The sequence below is a fragment of the Mycobacterium sp. 48b genome (genome assembly GCF_048282725.1).
GTDB lineage: Bacteria > Actinomycetota > Actinomycetes > Mycobacteriales > Mycobacteriaceae > Mycobacterium.
Map to the genome: position 1 here is coordinate 6,168,895 of NZ_JBLVUL010000001.1, position 23,362 is coordinate 6,192,256.

The 23,362-nt window shown below is 66.4% G+C and carries 26 protein-coding genes; 5 read left to right on the top strand and 21 right to left on the bottom strand.

From position 1 onward, the window contains the following. The first annotated feature begins 211 nt into the window (after positions 1 to 211). Positions 212 to 2,572: an arylsulfatase gene (locus ACNQR1_RS30160; RefSeq protein ID WP_418049228.1), complete on the top strand. Its 2,361-nt coding sequence runs from the start codon at positions 212 to 214 to the stop codon at positions 2,570 to 2,572. 15 nt (positions 2,573 to 2,587) lie between these two features. Here ACNQR1_RS30160 and ACNQR1_RS30165 read toward each other — a convergent pair whose 3' ends face one another. Genes ACNQR1_RS30165 through ACNQR1_RS30175 form a run of 3 tightly spaced genes read right to left on the bottom strand, consistent with a single transcriptional unit; the run spans position 2,588 to position 5,592 of the window. After that, entirely contained in the window at positions 2,588 to 3,274 is a 687-nt protein-coding gene (locus tag ACNQR1_RS30165; RefSeq protein WP_418049229.1) for an anti-sigma factor domain-containing protein, read from the bottom strand. Next, a complete protein-coding gene (locus tag ACNQR1_RS30170) occupies positions 3,271 to 3,834 on the bottom strand; it encodes a sigma-70 family RNA polymerase sigma factor (RefSeq protein WP_418049230.1) in 564 nt (187 codons plus the stop codon). The genes ACNQR1_RS30165 and ACNQR1_RS30170 overlap by 4 nt, the downstream gene beginning before the upstream one ends. A gap of 42 nt (positions 3,835 to 3,876) precedes the next feature. Next, complete coding sequence (locus ACNQR1_RS30175; protein WP_418049231.1) at positions 3,877 to 5,592, bottom strand: cytochrome c biogenesis protein DipZ; 1,716 nt, start codon at positions 5,590 to 5,592, stop codon at positions 3,877 to 3,879. 133 nt (positions 5,593 to 5,725) lie between these two features. Here ACNQR1_RS30175 and ACNQR1_RS30180 point away from each other — a divergent pair, with 133 nt between their 5' ends. Next, a complete protein-coding gene (locus ACNQR1_RS30180; protein ID WP_418049232.1) occupies positions 5,726 to 6,367 on the top strand; it encodes a fasciclin domain-containing protein in 642 nt (213 codons plus the stop codon). A 173-nt stretch (positions 6,368 to 6,540) separates the two neighbouring features. On the opposite strand, the gene rpsQ is transcribed toward ACNQR1_RS30180, so the two are convergent. Genes rpsQ through rpsJ form a run of 11 tightly spaced genes read right to left on the bottom strand, consistent with a single transcriptional unit; the run spans position 6,541 to position 11,910 of the window. Further along, entirely contained in the window at positions 6,541 to 6,837 is a 297-nt protein-coding gene (gene rpsQ, locus ACNQR1_RS30185) for a 30S ribosomal protein S17 (protein ID WP_036441247.1), read from the bottom strand. Next, a complete protein-coding gene (rpmC, locus tag ACNQR1_RS30190; protein ID WP_036441250.1) occupies positions 6,837 to 7,070 on the bottom strand; it encodes a 50S ribosomal protein L29 in 234 nt (77 codons plus the stop codon). The genes rpsQ and rpmC overlap by 1 nt, the downstream gene beginning before the upstream one ends. Beyond that, positions 7,070 to 7,486 (bottom strand): 50S ribosomal protein L16, encoded by a 417-nt coding sequence (rplP, locus tag ACNQR1_RS30195; protein ID WP_019348878.1) that lies wholly within the window; start codon positions 7,484 to 7,486, stop codon positions 7,070 to 7,072. Before rplP ends, rpmC begins: the two co-directional genes overlap by 1 nt. A 3-nt stretch (positions 7,487 to 7,489) precedes the next feature. After that, positions 7,490 to 8,332: a 30S ribosomal protein S3 gene (rpsC, locus tag ACNQR1_RS30200; RefSeq protein ID WP_418049233.1), complete on the bottom strand. Its 843-nt coding sequence runs from the start codon at positions 8,330 to 8,332 to the stop codon at positions 7,490 to 7,492. Then, the gene (gene rplV / locus ACNQR1_RS30205) at positions 8,332 to 8,823 is read right to left on the bottom strand and encodes a 50S ribosomal protein L22 (RefSeq protein WP_418049234.1); all 492 of its coding nucleotides are present in this window, start codon (positions 8,821 to 8,823) and stop codon (positions 8,332 to 8,334) included. Before rplV ends, rpsC begins: the two co-directional genes overlap by 1 nt. Beyond that, positions 8,820 to 9,101 carry a 30S ribosomal protein S19 gene (gene rpsS, locus ACNQR1_RS30210; protein ID WP_003883480.1) on the bottom strand — a complete coding sequence of 94 codons (282 nt, stop codon included), beginning with the start codon at positions 9,099 to 9,101 and terminating at the stop codon, positions 8,820 to 8,822. Before rpsS ends, rplV begins: the two co-directional genes overlap by 4 nt. 21 nt (positions 9,102 to 9,122) lie before the next feature. After that, positions 9,123 to 9,959: a 50S ribosomal protein L2 gene (gene rplB / locus ACNQR1_RS30215; protein WP_044516133.1), complete on the bottom strand. Its 837-nt coding sequence runs from the start codon at positions 9,957 to 9,959 to the stop codon at positions 9,123 to 9,125. A gap of 28 nt (positions 9,960 to 9,987) precedes the next feature. Beyond that, complete coding sequence (gene rplW, locus ACNQR1_RS30220; protein ID WP_064885135.1) at positions 9,988 to 10,290, bottom strand: 50S ribosomal protein L23; 303 nt, start codon at positions 10,288 to 10,290, stop codon at positions 9,988 to 9,990. After that, positions 10,290 to 10,940, bottom strand: a complete 651-nt coding sequence (gene rplD, locus ACNQR1_RS30225) for a 50S ribosomal protein L4 (RefSeq protein ID WP_418049235.1) — start codon at positions 10,938 to 10,940, stop codon at positions 10,290 to 10,292. Before rplD ends, rplW begins: the two co-directional genes overlap by 1 nt. Beyond that, positions 10,940 to 11,590: a 50S ribosomal protein L3 gene (gene rplC / locus ACNQR1_RS30230; protein ID WP_044516127.1), complete on the bottom strand. Its 651-nt coding sequence runs from the start codon at positions 11,588 to 11,590 to the stop codon at positions 10,940 to 10,942. Before rplC ends, rplD begins: the two co-directional genes overlap by 1 nt. Before the next feature lie 14 nt (positions 11,591 to 11,604). Next, entirely contained in the window at positions 11,605 to 11,910 is a 306-nt protein-coding gene (gene rpsJ, locus ACNQR1_RS30235) for a 30S ribosomal protein S10 (protein ID WP_003883485.1), read from the bottom strand. A gap of 463 nt (positions 11,911 to 12,373) precedes the next feature. On the opposite strand from rpsJ, the gene ACNQR1_RS30240 reads away from it, so the two are divergent. After that, complete coding sequence (locus ACNQR1_RS30240) at positions 12,374 to 12,820, top strand: hotdog fold domain-containing protein (protein ID WP_418050560.1); 447 nt, start codon at positions 12,374 to 12,376, stop codon at positions 12,818 to 12,820. A gap of 4 nt (positions 12,821 to 12,824) precedes the next feature. Here the strand turns inward: ACNQR1_RS30240 and ACNQR1_RS30245 are convergent, their stop codons facing one another. Together ACNQR1_RS30245 and ACNQR1_RS30250 are read right to left on the bottom strand one after the other, a co-directional pair. After that, positions 12,825 to 13,178 carry a nuclear transport factor 2 family protein gene (locus ACNQR1_RS30245; RefSeq protein ID WP_418049236.1) on the bottom strand — a complete coding sequence of 118 codons (354 nt, stop codon included), beginning with the start codon at positions 13,176 to 13,178 and terminating at the stop codon, positions 12,825 to 12,827. A 5-nt stretch (positions 13,179 to 13,183) separates the two neighbouring features. Beyond that, positions 13,184 to 14,806: a carboxylesterase/lipase family protein gene (locus ACNQR1_RS30250; protein WP_418049237.1), complete on the bottom strand. Its 1,623-nt coding sequence runs from the start codon at positions 14,804 to 14,806 to the stop codon at positions 13,184 to 13,186. A gap of 108 nt (positions 14,807 to 14,914) precedes the next feature. Between ACNQR1_RS30250 and ACNQR1_RS30255 the strand changes: the two genes are divergently transcribed. Then, positions 14,915 to 16,168 (top strand): cytochrome P450, encoded by a 1,254-nt coding sequence (locus ACNQR1_RS30255; protein WP_418049238.1) that lies wholly within the window; start codon positions 14,915 to 14,917, stop codon positions 16,166 to 16,168. On the opposite strand, the gene ACNQR1_RS30260 is transcribed toward ACNQR1_RS30255, so the two are convergent. Beyond that, complete coding sequence (locus ACNQR1_RS30260; RefSeq protein ID WP_418049239.1) at positions 16,153 to 16,785, bottom strand: TetR/AcrR family transcriptional regulator; 633 nt, start codon at positions 16,783 to 16,785, stop codon at positions 16,153 to 16,155. The genes ACNQR1_RS30255 and ACNQR1_RS30260 overlap by 16 nt on opposite strands. Before the next feature lie 87 nt (positions 16,786 to 16,872). Here ACNQR1_RS30260 and ACNQR1_RS30265 point away from each other — a divergent pair, with 87 nt between their 5' ends. Next, on the top strand, positions 16,873 to 18,504 hold the full coding sequence (locus ACNQR1_RS30265; RefSeq protein ID WP_418049240.1) for an MFS transporter: 1,632 nt from the start codon (positions 16,873 to 16,875) through the stop codon (positions 18,502 to 18,504). On the opposite strand, the gene mftG is transcribed toward ACNQR1_RS30265, so the two are convergent. The 4 genes from mftG to mftD form a co-directional block, all read right to left on the bottom strand. Next, on the bottom strand, positions 18,434 to 19,840 hold the full coding sequence (gene mftG, locus ACNQR1_RS30270) for a mycofactocin system GMC family oxidoreductase MftG (protein WP_418050561.1): 1,407 nt from the start codon (positions 19,838 to 19,840) through the stop codon (positions 18,434 to 18,436). The two genes, ACNQR1_RS30265 and mftG, sit on opposite strands and share 71 nt — an antisense overlap. A gap of 42 nt (positions 19,841 to 19,882) precedes the next feature. After that, positions 19,883 to 21,295 (bottom strand): mycofactocin biosynthesis glycosyltransferase MftF, encoded by a 1,413-nt coding sequence (gene mftF, locus ACNQR1_RS30275; protein ID WP_418049241.1) that lies wholly within the window; start codon positions 21,293 to 21,295, stop codon positions 19,883 to 19,885. Beyond that, positions 21,292 to 22,035 (bottom strand): mycofactocin biosynthesis peptidyl-dipeptidase MftE, encoded by a 744-nt coding sequence (gene mftE / locus ACNQR1_RS30280; protein ID WP_418049242.1) that lies wholly within the window; start codon positions 22,033 to 22,035, stop codon positions 21,292 to 21,294. Before mftE ends, mftF begins: the two co-directional genes overlap by 4 nt. A 133-nt stretch (positions 22,036 to 22,168) precedes the next feature. Next, a complete protein-coding gene (mftD, locus tag ACNQR1_RS30285; protein ID WP_418049243.1) occupies positions 22,169 to 23,359 on the bottom strand; it encodes a pre-mycofactocin synthase MftD in 1,191 nt (396 codons plus the stop codon). Positions 23,360 to 23,362 lie beyond the last annotated feature (3 nt).

Genomic DNA, 23,362 nt, shown 5'->3' on the forward strand with positions numbered 1-23,362 from the left:
GTTTGCCGTAGTGCCGCCGACTGACGAAACACGCTGACCGAACTCCCTGACACCAGCTCTGCGTGTAGATCGGCCACCGAATCGATTCGGGCACGCAATTGCTGCCGGGTTATCGCGCACTACCCGATGGACCGATTCAATTACCAATGCATGCAGACTGATTCGCTCAGATTCCCGGCATGTCGGCCGCCCCGGTGCCACGATTGATTTCATGGCCGCCGACTCCAGTTCCGATTTCCCGCTGCACCTTGATCGGTATCACCTGCCAGAACCGGAGTGGACGTTCCCCAACGCCACCGTCAATCTCTACGCCCAGGATTCGACACCCGATTTCCCACCCGTACGCCAGGCTCCCGCAGGCTCGCCGAACATCCTGCTGGTGCTGCTCGACGACGTCGGCTTCGGATGGCCGAGCGTCAACGGCGGTCTGGTGCGCATGCCCACCGCCGAGCGCCTGCACAAACGGGGCCTGTTCTACAACCAGTTCCACACCACCGCCCTGTGCTCGCCTACACGTGCGGCGCTGTTGACCGGACGCAATCACCACTCAGTGGCCACCGGCGTCATCCAGGAGATGGCCACCGGCTATCCCGGCTACTGCGGCATCATCCCCAAGAGTTGCGCAACCATGGGTGAACTGCTCAAACAGGCCGGCTACACCTGCGCGTGGTGGGGCAAGAACCACAATGTCCCCGACAACCAGACCAGTCCCGCCGGGCCATTCGACAACTGGCCTACCAATCAAGGTTTCGACTACTTCTACGGCTTCATCTCCGGCGAGACGGACCAGTTCTATCCGTCACTCATCCGCAACACGACGCCTGTCGAACCCCCAGCGCGTCCCGAGGACGGCTACCAGCTCACCCGCGACCTCGCCGACGATGCCATCGCCTGGATCCAGGCCCAGAAGACCATCGCCCCCGACCGGCCATTCTTCGGATACTTCTCGACCGGGGCCGCGCACGCTCCCCACCAGCCACCGCTGGACTGGCGGGGCCGCAATCAGGGCCGCTTCGACATGGGCTGGGACGAGTACCGCAAAACCGTGCACCAGAACCAACTCGACGCGGGCATCATCCCGGCCGGCACCCGGCTCACCGAACGTCCAGAACAAATCCCGTCGTGGGACAGTCAGCCTGCCGAACATCGAGCACTGTTCGCCCGCCAAGCCGAGAACTTCGCCGACTTCCTTGAGCACACGGATCACGAAGTCGGCCGGGTCGTCGACGCGATCGACAAGATCGGCGAACTGGAAAACACCATCGTCATCTACATCATCGGCGACAACGGGTCCTCCGGCGAGGGTTCCCTGATCGGCACCCCCAACGAGATCATGAGCCTCAACGGCCATCAGCCCTCCATCGAGGAATCTTTGCGCTTCATCGACCGTTGGGGACTGCCCGGAACTTCCCCGCACTACGCGGTGGGCTGGGCGCACGCCGGCGATACACCCTTCCAGTGGACCAAGCAGGTCGCCTCACACTTCGGCGGCACCCGCAACAGCATGATCGTCTCCTGGCCCGAGAAGATCTCCGAGCACGGTGCGGTCCGGTCGCAGTTCCATCATGTGATCGACGTACTGCCAACCTTGTTGGAGGTCGTTGGTGTACGGGAACCGGTCGAGGTCAACGGGTACATCCAGCGACCGATCGAAGGAACCAGCTTCGCCTACTCATTCTCCGACGGTGCCGCCAAGAGCACCCACGACAAGCAGTATTTCGAGATGATGGGCAATCGCGCGATGTACCACGACGGTTGGATCGCCTCCGTCCGGCACGGCCGATTGCCCTGGGAAACCGCCGGCACGTTCTCCTACGACGACGACAAGTGGGAGCTGTACGACATCACCCGGGACTTCAGTCAATCAGTGGACCTGGCCGAGCAGGAGCCGGCGAAACTCGCTGAGCTGCAAGACATGTTCCTGGCCGAAGCGGCCAAGTACAACGTGCTGCCCATCGATGACCGGTTCGCCGAACGTCTCGACGTGACCCTGCGTCCCAGCTTCTTCACCGGCCGTAAGGAAGTCACCTTCCATCCGGGCATGATCCGGCTGCCGGAAGGTTCGGCGCCCAAGATGGTGGGTGTTCCGCACGAGATCACGGTGCCGGTCGAAATTCCCGATGGCGGCGCCGAAGGTGTTCTGGCCGCCCTCGGTGGCGACGCTGCCGGCTTCGCGCTGTTCCTGTGGGAGGGCAAGGTCCGTTACCACTACAACTATTTCGGCCTCGAACGCTACGACGCGATAGCCGAGCAGGCTCTGACGCCGGGCAAACACACCATCGTCGTCGACTTCAAACCCGACAGCCTCCAGCCCGGTGCCCCCGCATCGGTGACTGTCATGGTGGACGGCGACCAGGTGGCACAATGCCGCGTCGAGCGACAGGTGCCACAGCGCTGCGGGACCGAGTGCTTCGACGTCGGTATGGACAACGTGTCACCGGTGTGCGATGACTATGCCGACAAAGCGCCGTTCCCGTTCACCGGAAAGTTCGAATCGGTGACGTTCAAGTTCGGCGATTACGACGAACCGTCGGGCATGGACCGGCTGAAATTCGCCACAAAATTGGACTGAGCACCGTCCTCGTCGTCACGTCAGCGAAAGCCGGGCCATCATCTCCCCCGTCGGCTGGGGCGACCCGCCGTCGGGCTCCATGGTGAACGCCAACGCGGTCGAGTCCCCGAGATCCCGCACCATGGCCGTGGTCGAGGGCGACATGGTCGTCATCATCCCGGCGGACTTGGGGCCCTGATCGGTCATCAGCCACATTTGATAGACCATCCCGGGCGGTGGCGGTGCCGCATTGTTCATCACCAGCACACCGGTGCGCTCATCGCGTGAGTACATGAAAGTCGCGGTGCCGCCGGCACCGAGTTGTCCGGTCGCGGTGCGCACATCACCTGCCGACAGCACCTGCTCGGCAGTGCTCGGAGCACTCACCGGGCGCAGCGCGAATCCCACTCCGAAACCGCCGGCGGCGACCACCACGGCGGCCGCGGCGGCCACCAGCCCTGTGCGCCAACGGAAAAGCCCACGCTCGGGATTGCGGGATACCGCGAGCGAGCGGTCACGCAGCGACGCGGGTGGAGTCACCGCCGTCGTCGACGACGCAATCGCCATCGATTCGCGCACCGTGCGCACCTCGGCGCGGAAGGCCTCGGCGACCTCGGCGGGAGCACCGGCCAGCCGGCGTTCTATGTCGACGCGTTCGGAGTCGGAGACGGCGTCCAACGCGTATGCGGTCGCCAGATCCTGCAGTTCGGAATCTCCAGTCATGTCACCCCCAGGCAGTCACGGAGCCTGCGCAGTCCGTCGCGCATCCTGGTCTTGACCGTGCCCAAACTGGTCGACAGCCGTTCGGACACCTGTGGGTAGGTCAGCCCTTCGTAGTACGCCAGCTCGATGGCCTCCCGTTGCAGATCGGTCAGGGACCCCAGGCAATCGACCACCTGCCGTTGCTCGTCGGAGCGGATCGCCGAGTCGGCGACCACATCGGTGTCGGGCTGGGCGCTCGCCGCGGCGTAGCGCGCCTCGCGCCGGCTGGACGCCACCTCGGCCCGCACCCGGTCCACCGCGCGGCGATGCGCCAAGGTCATCAGCCACGCCAGCGCCGAACCTTGCTCCGGGTCATAGTCGGCGGCAGAGCGCCACACCTGGGCGTAGACGTCCTGCGTGGTCTCCTCGCTGTAACCGGGATCGCGCAGGATCCTGATGATCAATCCGTACACCCGGGCGCTGGTGGCGTCGTACAGCCCGGCGAACGCGTCGGCGTCGCCGCGGGCCACCCGCCGCAACTGTGCGTCGAGTAGGTTGCTCACTTCCGGCATAGGTGCCATCGATCGGTAGCCTAACGCCGAACCGGGGGTGCTCATCGCCGGTCACCCGTAGGTGAACGAGAATGCTTGCAGCCCTTGGCTCAACCGAACCTCGATCTCGCCTTGGTGCACATCGCGATCGTCGACGATCTGCCGCAGGGTCGGCGGTCCGCTGACGGGTACGGTCGTCGTCTCGCCGCCGCGCAGCACGGTCACGGTGCCGGTCCCACCCACGACCAGATAGACCTGCCTGGCCCGGTAGTCGAGCTTGATCGCCGAATCGGAACTTCGGGCAGTTGCACCCTGGTAGTCCAAATGCCACGGCCCGTGTAGCGCGAAGGTGTCGGCAGGCAGGCTCGTCGGGTAGCCGAACACCGCGTCGCCCTCGTCGTATGTCCCGCCGCCTGCGTAGTTGATCTCCTTACCGACTCCGAGGTAGGTCTCCGGTGTGAGTGCCGACGTAGGCGTCGCGTCGGGCGCGTTCACCGGGGCGGGCAAGGCGGAATCCTTCGCATCCATCAGCAGCTCGCGAATCAACCGCTCGGTGTCGTCGTAGCCGCCCTCACCGAACTTCACGTGCCGGACAACACCATTCGCATCGATCAGGTACTCGGCCGGCCAGTAGCGATTCTCGTAGTTCGTCCAGGTGGAGTACGAGTTGTCCAGGGCGACGGGGTAGGTGATGCCGAGGTCGGCCGCACCTTTGGCCACGTTGCCGGGAACCCGCTCGAATGCGTACTCCGGCGTGTGCACACCGATCACGCTCAGACCGGAGTCCCGGTACCTGTCGTACCAGTCGACGACGTGGGGAATCGCGCGCTGGCAGTTGATGCACGAGTACGCCCAGAAGTCGACGAGCACCACCCTGCCGCGCAGAGACTTGAGGTCGACGGGCGAGCCGTCAGGCGTGTTGAGCCAGCCGGCGATGCCGGTGATGTCCGGTGCGGGACCGCAGTTCTGGAGTTCCTCCGCGCCCTCTGGACAATCCGACAGCTCCCCGCTGCCGGTCGGGCTCAGTCGGTCCTGGACCTCGCCCGCGGTGGCCACCCGGTCCTGCAAGCCGCTGGTGTAATCCGGGATCGCCCGCTGCAGCTTCGCCGGCACGTTGGCCGCCAGCGCCACCGCGAAGACCAGCATCACGATTCCTCCGAACAGCCGGATCTTGCGCTGCTGACGTCGGAATGCGTTGACCCGCTCGACAACCCGACGTCCCGCGAGGGCGAAGACGAGCAGGGGAAGCGCGGCGCCGATGGCGAACGACAGGGTCAGTGCAACGGTGTTCACACCTATCGAACCGGTTGCGCCCGCCACGACGATCGCCGCGAGGACCGGCCCCGCGCACGGCACATAGAGCACACCGAGCGCCAACCCCAGTCCGAAACCACTACTCCCGGAGCCGAACTGCTTCTGCGGAATACGGCTGAACGGCTTTTCCAGCAGCTGTTCGAACCGCGGGAAGATCAGGCCCAGCCCGATCAGTGTCAGGGCCACAAGGCCGGCCCAGCGGAGCGCGTCCTGCGGTAGGTGCAGCAGCTGCAGCAGCGCCGAACCGACCAGGGTCACCACGCTGAAACTCAGCACCAGGCCGGCGATCACCCGATAGGGACGCAGCGTCTCGCTCAGTGTCGGCTTCGACGCAACGATCGTCGTGCCGTCCGACTCGGTGACGCGTGCGCTCTGCGCTCCGGAGAAGAAGATCACGGGCAGTACCGGCAGGATGCACGGCGAGATGCCGGTGATGAGTCCGCCGAGGAATCCGATGAGCACCAAGGTGTACATGCCGGGTATTCGGCACCGGCGCTCTGCCGGATTGGTCGAAATCGACACCCATCCGGATTCGGGTCCACTCCGAATACCCAGTGACCGAGAAAGTGACGGCGGTCACCGTCAATCACCCACAGGGAGTCGGAAAATGTTGGTCCTTCACTACAAGTTGGTCGCGGCTGCGGGAATGTCTGCTGCCGCGCTGTTCGCGCTGCCCGCCTGCTCGAACGACACCGCACAGTCCGCACCACCCACGCCGGAGGCGACCAGTGCACCGGCGATGGCCGCCGACCCGGCGTCGGACCTGGTCGGCCCGGGCTGCGAGTCGTACGCGGAAAAGGTACCGTCAGGCCCTGGGTCCGTGACCGGGATGGCGCAGGATCCGGTCACCGTCGCCGCGTCGAACAACCCGCTGCTGACGACGCTGACCGCGGCGCTGTCCGGAAAGCTGAATCCGGGCGTGAACCTGGTGGACACCCTCAACGGAGGTGAGTTCACCGTATTCGCGCCCACCGACGACGCATTCGCCAAGGTCGACCCGGCCACCATCGACATGCTGAAGACGGACTCGGCGATGCTGACCAAGATCCTGACGTATCACGTGGTGCCGGGGCAGGCCAGCCCGGCCAAGGTCGTCGGCACCCGGCCCAGCGTGCAGGGTGCATCCGTAACGGTGACCGGCTCGGGTGACGCACTGAAAGTCAACGACGCATCGGTGGTGTGCGGCGGGGTCCACACCGCCAATGCCACCGTCTATCTCATCGACACGGTGCTGATGCCACCCGCCTAGAGGTGCCGAGCAGCGCAGTCGTGGGTGCCCGTCGTTGTCGACATGAGGGTTGTGACGCGGCAGAATTCGCAACCCCCATGTCGAAAACGGTGCAGCCGAATGCAAAAACAGACGGAAAAACCCCCAAAACCCGTGGGTTTTGGGGGTTTTTCCGTCTGCTCACCCGAGAAGGGTTACTTCGCCTTCTCCAGCACCTCGACCAGACGCCACCGCTTGGAGGCCGACAGGGGCCGGGTCTCCATCAGCGAGACGCGGTCGCCGATGCCGGCGTCGCCGTTCTCGTCGTGCGCCTTGACCTTCTTGGTGGTCCGGATGATCTTGCCGTAGAGCGGGTGGCTCTTACGATCTTCCAGCTCGACCACGATGGTCTTCTGCATCTTGTCGCTCACCACGTAGCCGATGGCGGTCTTGCGACGGCCACGGGTCTCTTCGGTGCGCGGAGTGTGCTTGGGGCCCTTAGTCTCCGCCATTAGCTTTCCTCACCTCCGGGCCCGGAAGCCAGACCCAACTCACGTTCACGCAGCACGGTGTAAACCCGTGCGATCTCCTGGCGCACAGTGCGCAGCCGACGGTTGTTGGCCAGCTGACCGGTCGCCATCTGGAAGCGCAGGTTGAACAGCTCTTCCTTCGACTCGCGCAGCTTGTCCTTCAACTCGGTGTCGGACAGTTCGCGCAGTTCACCAGGCGTAGTTCCCACTGCCATCAGAACTGCTCCTCTCGACTCACGATGCGTGCCTTGATCGGCAGCTTGTGGATTGCGCGAGTCAGGGCTTCCTTGGCGATCTTCTCGTCGGGGTAGCTGATCTCGAACAAAATGCGTCCCGGCTTGACGTTGGCGACCCACCACTCCGGCGAACCCTTACCGGAACCCATGCGGGTCTCGGCGGGCTTCTTGGTCAGCGGGCGGTCCGGGAAGATGTTGATCCAGACCTTGCCGCCACGCTTGATGTGCCGGTTGATGGCGATACGAGCGGACTCGATCTGCCGATTGGTGATGTAGGCATGGCCGAGGGCCTGGATGCCGTAGTCACCGAAGCTCACCGACGTGCCGCCGCTGGCGATGCCACGCTGGCGCGGGTGATGCTGCTTGCGGTGCTTGACCTTACGGGGAATCAGCATGGTTTAGCTCTCCGTGCTCTCAGCGGCCGGCGCAGCCTCGACAGCGGCAGCAGGCTGAGTTGTGGCTGCAGCGGCGTCGTCGGCATTCGCGGCGCGGCCGGCCTCGGTGCTCGTCGCCGTGGTGCCCGAAGAACCGCTACGACGCGGCCGGGTGCCCGACGGACGCTCACGACGCGGCCGGTCACTGGCCGGCGCGGCGGCGGTGAGCTCACGCTTACCACCGACGATGTCGCCCTTGTAAATCCAGACCTTCACGCCGATCCGGCCGAAGGTGGTCTTGGCCTCGTAGAGGCCGTAGTCGATGTCCGCACGCAGCGTGTGCAGCGGAACCCGACCCTCGCGGTAGAACTCCGAGCGGCTCATCTCAGCACCACCGAGGCGGCCCGAGCACTGCACCCGGATGCCCTTCACGTTGGGCTGACGCATCGCGGACTGGATCGCCTTGCGCATCGCGCGGCGGAACGCCACACGGTTGCTCAGCTGCTCGGCGACACCCTGGGCGACGAGCTGAGCCTGCGACTCAGGGTTCTTCACCTCGAGGATGTTGAGCTGAACCTGCTTGCCGGTCAGCTTCTCCAGGTCGGCGCGGATACGGTCGGCCTCGGTGCCGCGGCGACCGATGACGATGCCGGGACGCGCGGTGTGGATATCGACGCGGACACGGTCCCGGGTGCGCTCGATCTCCACGTCGGCGATGCCGGCGCGCTCAAGACCCGTGGCCAGCAGACGCCGGATGGCGACGTCTTCCTTCACGTAGTCCTTGTACTGCTTGTCGGCGTACCAGCGGGACTTCCACTCGGTGGTGATACCGAGCCGGAAACCGTGGGGATTGATCTTCTGGCCCACTACTCCGAGCCTCCCTTCGAGTCAGCGGACTTCGCGGCCGTGTCTGAGGCTGCCGACTTCGCGGCAGCGGAGGCCTTGCTGCCCTGAGCACGACGGCTACGCGCGGAACCCGCGGACGCACCCTTCTGCTTGGGCGGACGGCTCTCCACGATCACGGTGATGTGGCTGGTGCGCTTGCGGATCCGGAACGCACGCCCCTGGGCACGCGGACGGATGCGCTTGGCGGTCGGGCCCTCGTCGGCGGTGATAGTCGCAACCACCAGCGTCGTCGGGTCCAGGCCGTCGTTGTTCTGCGCATTGGCAGCAGCGCTGGCGATCACCTTGGCAACCGGCTCGCTCGCGCCCTGCGGTGCCCACCGCAAGATGTCGAGGGCTTCCTCGACGCTCTTGCCGCGGACCAGATCGATGACGCGGCGGGCCTTGCTGGCCGAGACGCGCACGAAACGCGCCTTCGCCGTCGCCGACGGGTATTCAGTGACTGTGGTACTCATCGCCGCTTGCTCTTCCGGTCGTCCTTGATGTGACCCTTGAAGGTGCGCGTCGGGGCGAATTCGCCGAGCTTGTGCCCGACCATCGCCTCGGTGACGAACACCGGGACATGCTTGCGGCCGTCATGCACCGCAAAGGTGTGCCCGATGAAGTCGGGGAGGATGGTCGACCGACGCGACCAGGTCTTGATGACCTGCTTGGTGTTCTTCTCGTTCTGAACGTCGACCTTCTTGAGCAGATGGTCGTCGACGAACGGACCCTTTTTAAGACTACGAGGCATCGCTGCTACTCCTTCCGCGGCCTAGCGCTTCTTGCCGGTGCGCCGGCGACGGACGATGAGCTTGTCGCTCGGCTTGTTGGGCTTGCGGGTGCGGCCCTCGGGCTTGCCCCACGGGCTGACCGGGTGACGACCACCGGAGGTCTTGCCTTCACCACCACCGTGCGGGTGGTCGACCGGGTTCATCACGACACCACGGACGGTCGGGCGCTTGCCCTTCCACCGCATACGGCCGGCCTTGCCCCAGTTGATGTTGGCCTGCTCGGCGTTGCCCACCTCGCCGACGGTGGCGCGGCAGCGCACGTCGACGCGACGGATTTCACCGGACGGCATACGCAGCGAGGCGTAGGTGCCTTCCTTACCCAGCAGCTGGATGCTCACACCGGCCGAGCGGGCCAGCTTGGCACCGCCACCGGGCCGCAGCTCCACAGCGTGGATCACGGTGCCGGCGGGGATGTTGCGCAGCGGCAGGTTGTTGCCGGGCTTGATGTCGGCGTTCGGCCCCTGCTCGATCACATCGCCCTGCTTCAGACCCTGCGGCGCGATGATGTAGCGCTTCTCGCCGTCCAGGTAGTGCAGCAGCGCGATGTTCGCGGTGCGGTTCGGGTCGTACTCGATGTGAGCGACCTTGGCGTTGACGCCGTCCTTGTCGTGGCGACGGAAGTCGATGAGGCGGTACGCGCGCTTGTGACCGCCACCCTTGTGCCGGGTGGTGATGCGGCCGTGCGCGTTACGCCCACCGGTGCCGTGCAGCGGACGGATGAGCGACTTCTCCGGAGTCGAGCGAGTGATCTCGGCGAAATCGGAGACGCTCGAACCGCGACGACCCGGGGTCGTCGGCTTGTACTTGCGAATTCCCATATCAGTTAAATCCTCTTAGTTCCCGGCGTTACGCCGGGGCTCCGAAAAGCTCGATCGGCTTGCTGCCGGCGGCCAGGGTCACGATGGCGCGCTTGGTGTCCTTGCGCTTACCGAAGCCCGAGCGGGTGCGCTTGCGCTTGCCCTGCCGGTTGGCGGTGTTCACCGAGCTCACCTTGACGTCGAAGATCTTCTCGATGGCGATCTTGATCTGCGTCTTGTTGGAGTCCGGGTGCACGACGAACGTGTACACGTTGTCCTCGATCAGCCCGTACGACTTCTCCGAGATGACCGGGGCCAGGATGATGTCGCGGGGGTCGGTCACGGTAGCCATCAGGCCGACACCTCCTCTTTCTTCGTGTTGGCCTCGATGTAGGCGTTGAGGGCCTCGACCGAGAACACCACGTCGTCAGCGTTGAGCACGTCGTAGGTGTTCAGCTGATCCGCCGAGATCACATGCACACCAGGCAGGTTGCGGACGCTCTTGGCGCCGACCTCGTCGGTGCGGCCGATGACGATGAGAACCTTCTTGTTCTCGGTCAGCGTGCCCAGGAACGCCTTGGCGCTCTTGGTCGACGGGGTCTGACCCTCGATCAGCTCGGTGATCGCGTGGATCCGCTCGTTGCGGGCCCGGTCCGAGAGCGCACCGCGCAGAGCGGCGGCGATCATCTTCTTCGGGGTCCGCTGGCTGTAGTCGCGCGGCTGCGGACCGTGGACGACGCCACCACCGGTGAACTGCGGTGCGCGGGTCGAGCCCTGACGCGCCCGGCCGGTGCCCTTCTGGCGGTACGGCTTCTTGCCACCACCGGACACCATGGCCCGCGTCTTGGTGGCATGCGTGCCCTGACGCTTGGCCGCCAACTGAGCGTTGACCACCTGGTGCATCAGCGCGATGTTCGGCTCGACGTCGAACAGCGCGGCGGGCAGCTCGATGGAGCCGTCCTTCTTGCCTGCCGGCGTCTTCACATCAATTTTGAGAGTCATTACTTCTCGCCTCGCTTGATTGCGCTGCGGACAACCACCAGACCACCGTTGCGTCCGGGGATGGCGCCCTTGATCAACAGCACGCCGTTCTCGGCATCGACCTTGTGCACCTTGAGGTTCTGCGTGGTCACCCGGTCGTGGCCCATGCGGCCCGACATCCGGGTGCCCTTGAACACGCGGCCCGGGGTGGCGCAGCCACCGATGGAGCCGGGGCGGCGGTGCACTGCCTGGGCGCCGTGCGAGGCGCCCTGGCCGGCGAAGCCGTGACGCTTCATGGTGCCGGCGAAGCCCTTGCCCTTGCTGGTGCCGGTCACGTCGACGTAAGCACCGTCGGCGAAGATCTCGGCGGTCAGCTCCTGGCCCACCTCGTACTCGGCGGCAGCAGCCTCGTCGACCCGAAGCTCAGCCAGGTGGCGACGCGGGTTGACACCCGCGGCGGCGTACTGACCGGTGACGGGCTTGTTGACCTTGCGCGGGCTGATCTCGCCATAGGCGAGCTGCACGGCGCTGTAGCCGTCGCGCTCGGGGGTACGGATAAGGGTCACCACGTTGGGGCCGGCCTTGACGACCGTCACCGGGACGACTTTGTTGTTCTCGTCGAACACCTGCGTCATGCCCAGCTTGGTGCCCAAAATGCCTTTTCTAGCCATTTTTCTCGGGTCTCCTACTGGATGTTGACGTCGACACTGGCCGGCAGATCGATGCGCATGAGCGCGTCAACCGTCTTCGGCGTCGGGTCGAGGATGTCGATCAGTCGCTTGTGGGTGCGCATTTCGAAATGCTCCCGCGAGTCCTTGTACTTGTGCGGCGACCGAATCACGCAGTACACGTTCTTCTCGGTCGGCAGCGGCACGGGGCCCACCACACTGGCACCGGTACGGGTGACCGTCTCGACGATCTTGCGCGCCGAGGCATCAATGGCCTCATGGTCGTAGGCCTTGAGCCTGATGCGGATCTTCTGTCCCGCCACGCTTCTCCTACCTCTACTTCGTACATCGGCCGGCCGTATCGAAGCCTCGATGGGAAAACCCACCGAAACCCGTCGGGCCTGGTCCCCGGCGCGGGTGCGCCGAGTATTGCCGCCGCTGTTTACCTGTCTGTGGTCCACCGGCCCCCGCGGTCGGGCGTGTCGCCTTCTCGCACACTTTCTCGCCTTGGAAATCAGTAGCGATCTAGTGTTGGGACCGGATGCGCCCGTGGGGGCGCGGGTCGGATGCCCGGCCAGGAATACCCGGCGCAAGGCAACCCGAACAGTATGCCTTAGATCCGGGCGTGCTCCAAATCCGCGATCGAGCAGGTGGGAACCCGTCGAACGTGGGCGCTGTGCACGCAAAACCACCATCGAGCGTACATAAGGGCCACACTCGAGATCCCGCTCGTTCTTACTCACGAGTAAGGTCTGCCCGGTGACCCAGTCGACCAGCACGTATCGGATGTGGCAACAGCTATCGGACAAGCCCCTTGGTTCGCGGCTGTTCTCCGCCGCAGCCATGGCGCGGGTGCCCTACTTCGCGTCGATCCTGCCGCACGTGGTGCGTATGGAACCGGGGCTGGCCGAGGTGACGGTGCCCAAATGGTTCTACGTCTACAACCACCTGCACACCGTCCACGCGATCGCGTCGTGCAATGCCGCCGAGATGGCGATGGGCATGTTGATGGAGGCCACGGTGCCGACGACGCACCGCTGGATCCCCAAGGCGATGAACGTGCAGTACCTCGCCAAGGCCACTACGTCACTACGCGCCACCGCAGTGCTCGCACCGCCGGATTTCGCCACGATCACCGAGGGCACCGACGTCGTGGTGCCCGTCAGCATCACCGACCGGCATGGCGCGGAAGTGGTGCACGCCGACATCACCACCTGGGTCACGCCGGCCTGAGGGCCTAATCCAGGTAGGTGCCGTGCCCCTCGCGCACGAGGGCGCCGTCGAACAGCAGCACCTCGTTGACCAGGCCGCCGTGCTGGTTGCGGTAGTGGATCACCAGTGCCGATTCGCCGCGATAGGTGCCGAGCACCTCGAAATGCAGATCCGGCATACCCACCAATGCCGTGGTCCAGTAATGACGTAACGCGTCCTTGCCCTGGATAACGCCCGAAGTCTCCGGAAACAGGCGCGCCGCGACCGGTGAGCTGAACACCACGTCGTCGTGGAAATGGGCCAGGACCGCGTCGACGTCGTGTGCGTTCCACGCATTCACCCACTCTTCGGCGAATGCCTGCGGATCCGGTGTCACCATCGAGTTCACTTCTCCCTCAGCCCCACCCAGAACGGGCATTGATGAACGTGCGGGTAGCCATTGTCGACGCGACTGCCGTCGGCCTGCAACGACATTCGGGCGGGCGTCCCCGAGCCGTCGAACTCCGGCCAGCCCGGCTGGCCGTCGACCGCGGGATCACCGGTCCGCACGAAGGCGCTCCAGTAGCCGATCATCTGATCCGAGAGCTGTTGCTGCGCCGGGCTCAACGGCGGTGCGCCACCGACGTCGAACAGATAGCGAAGCTCCAGCGAGTGACTGGCCCCGACCGGGAAGGGCAGCGTCCGCATGACCTCCGGTGCCGGCGCGGCACGGTCGTTGAACTCGTAGGCGTAGACCGGACCGGTGCGGGACAGCTCACCGGCAATCCGATCGGACACGCACGCGAAGGCGCCGTCGGTGACTGCCGCTGAATACGCCTGCGCCACACCGCCGTAACGATCGATCGGATAGTGCACACTGACGGCCGCGGCGTCGGAGCCGAACGTCTCGGCCAACAACCGCGGGTAGTCCCCCGCCTCGTAGCGCTGCCCCTGCCGCAGGTAGCGCAACGCCACGAAGAGCGTGAACTCGTCGCGCGTGGTGCCGATCAACACCGGCACCCGTTCGGCCCGGTCGCCGCCGAACGCCACCAGCGGCGGCTGGGGGATCAACGCCGACCCGGTGACCGGGCCGGTCAGCTCGTCGCTGCCGATATTGAAGTACCACACAGGTTTTCGCAGACCGTCTACCGGAAGCGCGCGCAGGCAGGCCCCGGCGGTGGCGGGGTCCGGACATCCGGCGGCGGCCGCGTATTCGAGCGACCGGGGCGTCGCGGCGGCGAGATCGGCCTGCGCCTGACACGGCGCGCTCATCAGGATCGCGGCGCGGAACAACCCGGCCGAGCCCGGCGACACCAGATGGTCACACACCGACATGCCACCTGCGGATTCACCGGCGACCGTGATCTTTTCCGGATCCCCACCGAAGTCGGCGATGTTGTCCCGCACCCACCGCAGCGCCGCCTGCTGGTCAGCCAGACCGTAATTGCCGACATCCCCACCGGCCCCCAGTGCCGGGTGGGCGAGGAATCCCAGGGTCCCGAGCCGGTAGTTGACCGTGACCACGACGATGTCGCCCCGCGCGGCCAGTCGCCCCGCGTCGTAGATGTCACCGCTGCCGCCGGCGAACGCGCCGCCGTGGATCCACACCATGACGGGACGCAACTCATCCGAGACCGGCGGCGTCCAGACGTTCAGGCTCAAACAGTCCTCGGCGGTGTTGGCCCCCCGTTCGGGATCGGAATCGGGGTCCTGGATACATCGTGGGCCCGGGCGGGTGGCGTCACGCTCCCCCGGCCATCCCGGCGCGGGTACAGGTGCGGAGAACCGCAACGCACCCACCGGTGCGGCGGCATACGGAATCCCGGCGAACAGCCGATGGTCGGGTACCACTGCGCCGCGCAGGGTTCCGGCCTCGGTCTGGACCACCGCCGGGTCCGCCCCCTGGGCGTGGCGCTGCGCGGGGCCCGCCCGGCCGGGCGTCACCGCCTCGCCGCCACCCCGCACACAGCCTGCAACCAGCATCGCCAGCATTGCCAGCAACGCGACAGAGCGCCGCCCCGACCGCATGGCTGCGAGCGTACGGGGCGGATCGCAAGAATCACCTTCCTTGCGTGGCGCCGATCACATATGGTTGTAATTGACACCCGTCAAGTAATGGCCATGTGAGGAGTCCGTATGAGTGCGCCGACGATGGATGACGCCGCGAAGGTGCTCGCCGACCCGACGGCGTACGCCGACGACGTACGGCTGCACACCGCGCTGACCCATCTGCGCGCCAACAATCCGGTGGCCTGGGTGGACAACCGGCCTTACCGACCCTTCTGGGCGATCACCAAACACGCCGACATCATGGCCGTCGAGCGGGACAACGACCTGTTCATCAGTGAGCCACGACCGCTGCTGGCCACAGCCGCGGCGGACGACCTCGCGAAGCAACAGCTCGAGGCCGGCATGGGCCTGCGCACGCTGATCCATATGGACGATCCGCACCACCGCAAGGTCCGGGCCATCGGTGCAGATTGGTTCCGCCCCAAGGCGATGCGTGCCCTCAAGGTCCGGGTCGACGAGCTCGCCAAGCGCTACGTCGACAAGATGCGCGACATCGGACCCGAGTGCGATTTCGTCACCGCGATCGCCGTCGACTTCCCGCTCTACGTGATCATGTCGCTGCTCGGCCTGCCCGAGGAGGACTTCGGCCGCATGCACATGCTGACCCAGGAGATGTTCGGCGGCGACGACGACGAGTACAAGCGCGACGGCGGCTCACTGGAGGACCAGCTCGCGGTACTCATGGACTTCTTCGCCTACTTCTCCACGCTGACCGCGTCGCGCCGCGCCGACCCGACCGAGGACCTGGCGTCGGCGATCGCCAACGGCACCATCGACGGAGAGCCGTTGTCGGATGTCGACACCGCCTCCTATTACGTCATCGTCGCCAGCGCGGGGCACGACACCACGAAGGACGCGATCTCCGGCGGCTTGCATGCGCTCATCGAGAATCCGGACCAGCTGGCCACGCTGAAGGCACATCCGGAGATGATGGGCACGGCGGTCGAGGAGATGATCCGATGGTCCACCCCGGTCAAGGAGTTCATGCGTACCGCGACCGCCGACACCACCGTGCGCGGTGTACCGATCGCCAAGGGTGACTCCGTCTACCTGGCCTACGTTTCCGGTAACCGCGACGAGGACGTGTTCGACGCCCCGCACCGCTTCGACGTCGGACGGGATCCGAACAAGCACCTGGCATTCGGGTACGGCGTGCACTTCTGCCTCGGCGCCGCGCTGGCCCGCATGGAGATGAACAGCTTGTTCACCGAGCTGTTGGGCCGGCTGGACACCATCGAATTGGCAGGCACACCAGAGCTTTCCGCTACCACGTTCGTCGGCGGCCTCAAGCACCTGCCGATTCGCTACTCGCTGCGCTGAGGATCGGCCGCAGGCGTGCGGTGGGTGGCCAGAAAGCCGTCCACCGCGGCCCGCACGCACGCGGTGTAGTCGAATTCGGACAACGTGCTGAGCTTGCCCAGCACAATCGGGCCGAGCAGCAGCGCGGCGGCCTGCGTGCGGTCCACCTCGCCGAGCTCGGCAATGGCCTCGGGGCTGTCGAAGATCGCTTCGAACGGCGCCGCATACTGCTCGGCCACCCGCTCGCGCAGGGTGCGCACCTCGGCGCTGTCGCCCGCCCGCCAGGGCAGTTGCTCCATGTCACCGCCCAGCGCCAGCCATGACATCGCGGTGATACTGATCGGAGCCTCGGCAATCGAGTCGGCCTGCGCCTGAACCAGCGCGATCAGCCGGTCACGCAGCGTGCCATCCTCCGGCGGCATCGGCGCCGCCGGGATGAGTGCACGAAATGCCGCTGCCAGCAAGTCATTTCCACTCGGGAAGTGCCGGTACAACGTCGCCCTGGCCACATTCGCCGCCCGGGTGACCGCGTCGACCGTGACCGCACTGGGCCCGCCTGACCGCAGCAGCGCCGTCGCCGCCTCCAACAGCCGGGCCCGGGATCGGGCCGGGCGCGGGTCTCCGCTCTCGGCAGTCATCCGAAGTCACACCTCCATGAAAAACAGACTTACCGTCTCGCTCCAAGACTGTTAGTCTCGAAACTCCACCGGCGAAGGAGGCGCAGCATGTCCGCCACCCTCGTCGAGTCCAGCCAGGATATCGACCCGGGCATGGCCTATCTGTCGATCAGGCAGCGGTACTGGCTGCTCGCGGTGGCCTGCATGGACGTCTCCATCGTGGTCGCGTCGATGGTGGCGCTGAATGCGGCCCTGCCCGACATAGCCCGCCAGACCGCAGCCACCCAGGCCCAGCTCACCTGGGTGGTCGACGGGTACACCTTGGTGCTGGCCTGCCTCCTGCTGCCGGCCGGCGCGATCGGCGACCGCTATGGAAGACGCGGCGCCCTGCTGGTGGGACTCGCCGTCTTCGTCCTGGCCTCTGCGGCACCGATCGCCTTCGACGACCCGGTCCACCTGATCGTCGCGCGCGCGGTCGCCGGAGCCGGTGCGGCCTTCATCATGCCGGCCACCCTGTCCCTGTTGACCGCAGCTGTTCCAAAGTCCGAGCGCAACAAGGCAATCGGAATCTGGGCCGGCGTAGTCGGATCGGGGGCGGTGTTCGGCTTCCTGATCACCGGTGGGCTGCTTCACTTCTGGGAGTGGCAGTCCATCTTCGCGACCTTCGCGATCGCCGGGGCCGGGCTGTTCATCCTGACCTGCACGGTGCCCTCCTCACGGGACGACGACGCCGCGCCACTGGACTGGGTCGGCGCGATCCTGATCGGCGCCGCGGTGGCTGTCTTCGTCCTCGGGGTGGTCGAAGCCCCCGTGCGTGGTTGGACACACCCGTTGGTGTGGGGCTGCATGACGGGCGGGGTCGCGCTGGCCGCCGCCTTCGCGGTCGTCCAACTCAAACGCCCATACCCACTGCTGGACATGAGACTGTTCGGCAAACCCGAGTTCGCCACCGGCGCGGTGGGTGTGACGTTCCTGTTCTTCGCGAATTTCGGCTACTTCTTCGTCAGCATGCAGTACATCCAGCTCGTCATGGGATACAGCCCGATCCAGACCGCAATCGCCTTGTGCCCGTTGATGCTTCCGGTGCTCGCCCTCGGCGCCACCACGCATTGGTACCTGCCGCGGCTGGGTCTGCGGCTGTGCGTCTCGATCGGCCTGCTGGTGATCGCGGCGGGGCTGATGTGCATGCGTCTGCTCGAGCTCGACTCCGGCTACCTCGACTACACCTGGCCGCTGATCATCATCAGCATCGGCATCGGCCTGTGCACCGCGCCGACGACATCGGCGATCATGGGAGCCGTTCCCGACGAGAAGCAGGGGGTGGCGTCGGCGGTCAACGACACCACCCGGGAGGTCGGCGCTGCCCTCGGAATCGCGGTGGCCGGGTCGATCCTGGCCGCGAACTATCAGAATCACTTGGCGCCCAAGCTGTCCGGGATGCCCACCGAGATGCGCGAGCCGATCCTGAGCTCGTTGGCCGAAGCCCTTGCCGTGGCCGCACAGGCGGGCCCGCAGGGTACGGCCGTCGCAGAGATGGCAAAGCAGGCATTCCTTGATGCGACGAACTCGGCCCTGCTCGTGATGGCGGTGGTACTGGCAGTGGCCGCGATGTTCGTCGGAGTCTGGGCGCCCGGCCGCGACGGTCGGCAGCTGGGCGTGATCCACAGGCTCAGATCGCGAGAAACTCCGCGGCCCGATGACCGATCATGGCAATGGTCGCGTGCGGGCCGCGGCTGGTGATGGCCGGCATGATCGACCCGTCCACGACCCACAGGCCCTCGACCCCCAGCACCCGGCAGGTCGGATCCAGTACCGCGTCGGGTCCGGTACCCATCGGCGCGGTGCCCGCCAGATGCTGCGATGTCGACCACGACACAGGGCCGACTTCAGCTGTGTGACTGACCAATTCACGGGCCAGCTCAGCACCCCGGCGCAGCGCGCCGACGTCCTCGGCCACCGTGTCATAGCGGTGCTCGATCACCGGTGCCACCGTAGGATCGGCCGAAGCCAACCGGACCCGGCCGCGCGAGTGTGGCTGCATCAGCGCCACACCCAGGTGCGGGAGTTCCGCGGGATCATGTCCGGGCCCGTGCACCATGGCGGCGAAACCGGCCGTGTACGGGCGCACCTCGACACCCTCGACCGTGGTGAGCACGGCCTCCAGCGGGGGCAGGTCATGGGTCGGCACCCACGAGACCGGAAGCACCCATTCCGGATGGTCCACGGTGCGCATCCCGACGGGCAGGCCTGCCACCACCTCGACGCCGAGTGCCTCAAGATCCGACGGCGGCCCGACACCGGACAGCAGCAACAAATGTGCCGACCCAATTGCACCGGAACACAGCACAATTCGATCGGCATGAAGAACTGAACCGTCATCGCAACGTACCCCGATGGCTCGGTTCGCGCGGAACAGCACCTCATGAACCCGGGTGTCGGTCACGAGTTTCAGATTCGGCCGGCCCAATGCCGGCTGCAGGAAGGCACCGCCCGGCCCAACTCTGTTGCCGCCGTTGATGTTCAGCGGGACAGCACCCACTCCGGCCGGCAGCGCCGCCCCGGTGTCCGACCCGTTCAGGTCGTCGATCCACCCGAACCCGGACCGCGTTGCCGCGTCGACGAATGATGCTGTGCAGCCGTCGAATTCGCGCATCCGTCGCACGGTGATCGGGCCGCTCTCGCCATGGAGCGCGGTGTCGAAATCGAGATCGGTCTCGATGGCCCGAAAGTGCGGCAGGACGTCATCCCAGCCCCAGCCCGGCACCGCCCAGGTGTCGAAGTCCGTGGGCAAACCGCGACAGAAGTAGCCTCCGTTGACCGCCCCGGAGCCACCCACGACCGAGCCGCGCATTATCTCGGTGTGCCGGGGCGGGTTCTCGGTCAGCACCGACGCGTAGTGCCGCACCACCGAGCTGGCGGCTCCGATCGGCAGGCGCAGCGCATCGGTGATCTGGGCCGCCACCCGCGGGTCGCTCGGCGCCGGACCGGCCTCGACGACGGTGACGTGACACCCGGGATCGGTGGAAAGCCGTTCAGCCAGAATTGATCCGGCGCTTCCGGCACCGACGATCAGGATGTCCCGCACGGGCGGAGGACAAGATGGTGGCTGCAACTGGCTCTAGCTCCGCAGCTGCGGCTTGAGCGCGCCCAGCTGACGTTCCCGCACCACCCCGGTCCACAAGCCGATCCCGTAGGCCAGGTCGTCCAGACGTTTGAGCAGGATGTGGGCCAGCAGCCCGACCGGTTTGGTGTCGTCGTCGGCATTGCCGCGCCGGCTCGCCCAGTCGACCACGCCGTCGAGGACCGCGGCCACCAGCACCGCGTGTCTGGCCCGCCGGAACAGAAGGGCGGCGATCAGGGCCACCGGCCAGTAGTGCCGACAGATCGCCGAACACAACTGCAGGGCCGCCGACCAGAGCCCGCGCGCGGTCACCGCGGCGACCTCGGTGGGTTCGGTGTCGACCGTGCTGAGGGAGCGGGCGATGCGCCTGCCGGTGAAGATCGCGATCACCACGGAGCCCAGATACCCGACGTATGACCCCATGGCCAGGAACAGCCACACCATCAACGTCCATCCCGAGATCACCACAGGTGCGGTCTTGCCCGGGTGCCGGACGCTCAAGGGTGCCGCCGATGTACCGTAGAAAGCCTTGCGGTTGAACCACTCTCGTAGATCTGTGCGATGGTCGTGGGCCACCAGCGCGATCGGCTCGTACCGCAGCCGGGCCCCGGACTCGACCAGGCGCCAACACAGGTCGACGTCCTCACCGGACTGCATGGTCTCGTCGAACCCGCCCACCGCGGCCAGTGCCGACCTCCGGCAGATGATGGCCGCGCTCGGGACGTAGGACACCGGGCCGTAGGGCACCACCGGCGCCTCGCGTACCCCGAGGTCCAACGACGACCGCACCGCCTCGTATCGAGCGACCACGTTGTCGGCGGTGTGCAGCCCGACGATGCGCGGCGCGACCAGCGCCACCGCTGGGTCGCAGAAGTGTCCGAGCAATGCCTCCAACCACCCGCGCCGCGGCACGACATCGGAGTCGAGGAACGCCACGAAGTCGGTCTCGGACGCGGCGAGGCCGGTGTTGCGGGCGGCCGCCGGGCCGTTGCTGCGGAGGTGCCGGAGCACCTGCACATCGCAGTGCATCCCGGCGAACTCCGATTGGGCGACGGGAACCGCCGAGCCGTCGTCGACGACGATCACCCGCAGGCCCCGCAGCCCCGCGATCAGCCGGTGCAGACCGGACACGTTGTCGCGCACCGGGATAACGATCGTCACATCGCGATGCGACGGTCCGCAGGGCGGACGGGGATGAGCCACCGTGGCGTCGAGCAAAGTCCGCGCCAGTTGCGCGCTCTGCGCGTCGTGCACCTCCAAGCGGCCACCGTTGAGCATGGTCTGCGCCGTCGGCGCCAGTCGCAGCAACCGGGTCGGCGACCCGCCGAGTAGGGCCGCGCCGGCCCCCAGCACCTTGACATGGCGATCCACCTGCACGGCAAAACCGTCGGGCAGCCTCGGTCCGGTCATGTCAGCAATCCGTTCCGGTCCGGCTGCCACCGCCTCATCCGACCGGCGCAGCCGTTGACCATCTCAGCAAAGATACGCTCCCCCTCGGCAGCCGTGGCGGTTGTCGGGTCACCGAGCACCCCGACTTCGCTGACTGCTGCGATCCCGCCGCTGCGCATCGCGGGCATCAGCTCGGCCAGCGGGGCCGTGTTCCCCGCCGCCAGCTCGTCGATCCAGACATCACCGGGCGAAATATGTAGCAATACAGATGTTTCGGTATGCCCCGCATGCGCGTCGGCACCCGCGGCGATGCACGGAATCCAGCCAACATCGCGGCCCTCACGGCGCAACAGGGTCACCGCAGCAGCCAGCGCCTCCACATTCCCGCCGTGACCATTGACGAAGACGAATCGCGAGGCCCAGCTCGACGCGGAGCGTCCGTACTCCACGAGCAACGACTGCAAAGCGGCGGTGCCGATCGACACCGTGCCGGGGAAGCCCTCGTGCTCGCCACTGGCGCCGTAGGGGACGGGCGGCGCGACCATCCAGTCACCGGCCGGAGCGCCGTCGAGGTGCTCGAGGACCCCGTTGGCGACGGCCGTGGCGATCCGGGTGTCGGTGTCCAGGGGCAGGTGCGGGCCATGTTGCTCGGTAGAGCCCACCGGGATGATCAACATTGGCGACATGCTTCGTAGCTGTCTCGACGTTGAGTTCCCGAGCCCGCTGGGGAAAGCCACGTGCCGATCGTAGGCCGAATTCACCTACTGTGCGCCAATTGTTGGAGCACAGGCAGCAATTGATTTGCCTTAGCTTTCCCGACACGGGCAATGAGCATCACGTACGTCTCTCCTGCCACCCCTGTCACGCCACGCCGGCGACGCGCCGAGGCCGGCGTCAGGCGTCGGCGCGCGGAACGCCGAGGGTTCGGGTGAAGCCCTCGGGGACCAGGATGTCATCCGGCGTCAGGTCGTGGATCGAGGACTTGCCCAGCCCGCGCAGCGCGGAGTCGATGCCACCGCTGAGAATGTCCAGCACGTTCTCGACACCCGCCTGGCCGTTGGCAGCCAGGCCCCACAGGTACGCGCGTCCGATCATGACGGCCCGGGCGCCGAGCGCCACGGCCTTGACGACGTCGCTGCCGCGGCGGACCCCGCCGTCCAGCAAAACTTCGATCTGGTCCCCCACCGCGTCCGCGATGGCGGGCAGGCAACGGATCGCCGCAGGCGTCCCGTCCAGGTTGTTGCCGCCGTGGTTGGAAACGGTGATCGCCGAAACACCCGCATCCACGGCACGTTTGGCGTCGTCGACGCGCACCATGCCCTTGAGAAGGAAAGGTCCGCCCCACTGCTCACGCAGCCAGGCGATGTCCTCCCAGGTCGGAGGCCGGGTGCCCATCCATTGCCCGTAGGCCTCGAAGAACGTCGGCCCGGGCTCGCCGCGGCGGCCCTGGTTGGGCACGCGCAGGTCCGGCGGGCGCAGGTGCTTGCCGAAGCTCCACAGCCAGCGCGGCTTGGTGAGCACCTCCGGAGACATCCGCAGCATCGTGCGCAGGTCCATTCGCTCCGGGATCTTCGGGCTACCCCAGTCGCGGCCGTGGCTGAAGCTCCAGTCGGTGGTGGCGATGAGCCCGACGGCGCCGGCATCCTTGGCCCGCTGCACGCGCTCGGCGATCTCGTCGCGGGACCCGAGCCAGTAGATCTGGAAGAAGATCTTGTCATTGACGGCGGTGACTTCTTCCATCGGCTTGCTGGCAAACGACGACAGCCCCATGGCGGTGCCCCGTGCCGCGGCGGCGCGGGCCACGGCGACCTCACCGTCGGGGTCCACCGCCTGCACACCGGTCGGCGAGATGATGACGGGCATCGAAATGTCCTGCCCCATCACGGTTGTCGCCATCTCACGCTTCTCGGTGGCACCCACCACGTGCGGCGCGAAACCGAGCTCGGAGAACGACTCCACGTTGTCGGAGACCGTCACACCCTTCTCGCTGGCAGAGATCAGCGACGAGTAGGCGGACTTGGGGAGCCGCTTCTTCGCCCGTTGCTGGGCGATGGCGACGGTCTCGAACCAGGTATCACGGGCCATGGA

What these genes read in the sequence shown, in the direction of transcription:
- rplB (WP_044516133.1), bottom strand. Translation starts at nt 9,959, where the DNA reads ATGGGAATTCGCAAGTACAAGCCGACGACCCCGGGTCGTCGCGGTTCG.
- ACNQR1_RS30260 (WP_418049239.1), bottom strand. Translation starts at nt 16,785, where the DNA reads ATGACTGCCGAGAGCGGAGACCCGCGCCCGGCCCGATCCCGGGCCCGG.
- rplP (WP_019348878.1), bottom strand. Translation starts at nt 7,486, where the DNA reads ATGCTGATTCCCCGTAAGGTCAAGCACCGCAAGCAGCATCACCCGCGC.
- rpsQ (WP_036441247.1), bottom strand. Translation starts at nt 6,837, where the DNA reads ATGGCGGAGACTAAGGGCCCCAAGCACACTCCGCGCACCGAAGAGACC.
- ACNQR1_RS30265 (WP_418049240.1), top strand. Translation starts at nt 16,873, where the DNA reads ATGTCCGCCACCCTCGTCGAGTCCAGCCAGGATATCGACCCGGGCATG.
- rplW (WP_064885135.1), bottom strand. Translation starts at nt 10,290, where the DNA reads ATGGCTACCGTGACCGACCCCCGCGACATCATCCTGGCCCCGGTCATC.
- rplC (WP_044516127.1), bottom strand. Translation starts at nt 11,590, where the DNA reads ATGGCTAGAAAAGGCATTTTGGGCACCAAGCTGGGCATGACGCAGGTG.
- ACNQR1_RS30175 (WP_418049231.1), bottom strand. Translation starts at nt 5,592, where the DNA reads ATGTACACCTTGGTGCTCATCGGATTCCTCGGCGGACTCATCACCGGC.
- rplD (WP_418049235.1), bottom strand. Translation starts at nt 10,940, where the DNA reads ATGACTCTCAAAATTGATGTGAAGACGCCGGCAGGCAAGAAGGACGGC.
- rpmC (WP_036441250.1), bottom strand. Translation starts at nt 7,070, where the DNA reads ATGGCAGTGGGAACTACGCCTGGTGAACTGCGCGAACTGTCCGACACC.
- ACNQR1_RS30245 (WP_418049236.1), bottom strand. Translation starts at nt 13,178, where the DNA reads ATGGTGACACCGGATCCGCAGGCATTCGCCGAAGAGTGGGTGAATGCG.
- rpsS (WP_003883480.1), bottom strand. Translation starts at nt 9,101, where the DNA reads ATGCCTCGTAGTCTTAAAAAGGGTCCGTTCGTCGACGACCATCTGCTC.
- mftD (WP_418049243.1), bottom strand. Translation starts at nt 23,359, where the DNA reads ATGGCCCGTGATACCTGGTTCGAGACCGTCGCCATCGCCCAGCAACGG.
- ACNQR1_RS30160 (WP_418049228.1), top strand. Translation starts at nt 212, where the DNA reads ATGGCCGCCGACTCCAGTTCCGATTTCCCGCTGCACCTTGATCGGTAT.
- ACNQR1_RS30170 (WP_418049230.1), bottom strand. Translation starts at nt 3,834, where the DNA reads ATGGCACCTATGCCGGAAGTGAGCAACCTACTCGACGCACAGTTGCGG.
- ACNQR1_RS30180 (WP_418049232.1), top strand. Translation starts at nt 5,726, where the DNA reads ATGTTGGTCCTTCACTACAAGTTGGTCGCGGCTGCGGGAATGTCTGCT.
- mftF (WP_418049241.1), bottom strand. Translation starts at nt 21,295, where the DNA reads ATGACCGGACCGAGGCTGCCCGACGGTTTTGCCGTGCAGGTGGATCGC.
- ACNQR1_RS30240 (WP_418050560.1), top strand. Translation starts at nt 12,374, where the DNA reads ATGTGGCAACAGCTATCGGACAAGCCCCTTGGTTCGCGGCTGTTCTCC.
- rplV (WP_418049234.1), bottom strand. Translation starts at nt 8,823, where the DNA reads ATGAGTACCACAGTCACTGAATACCCGTCGGCGACGGCGAAGGCGCGT.
- ACNQR1_RS30250 (WP_418049237.1), bottom strand. Translation starts at nt 14,806, where the DNA reads ATGCGGTCGGGGCGGCGCTCTGTCGCGTTGCTGGCAATGCTGGCGATG.
- ACNQR1_RS30165 (WP_418049229.1), bottom strand. Translation starts at nt 3,274, where the DNA reads ATGACTGGAGATTCCGAACTGCAGGATCTGGCGACCGCATACGCGTTG.
- ACNQR1_RS30255 (WP_418049238.1), top strand. Translation starts at nt 14,915, where the DNA reads ATGAGTGCGCCGACGATGGATGACGCCGCGAAGGTGCTCGCCGACCCG.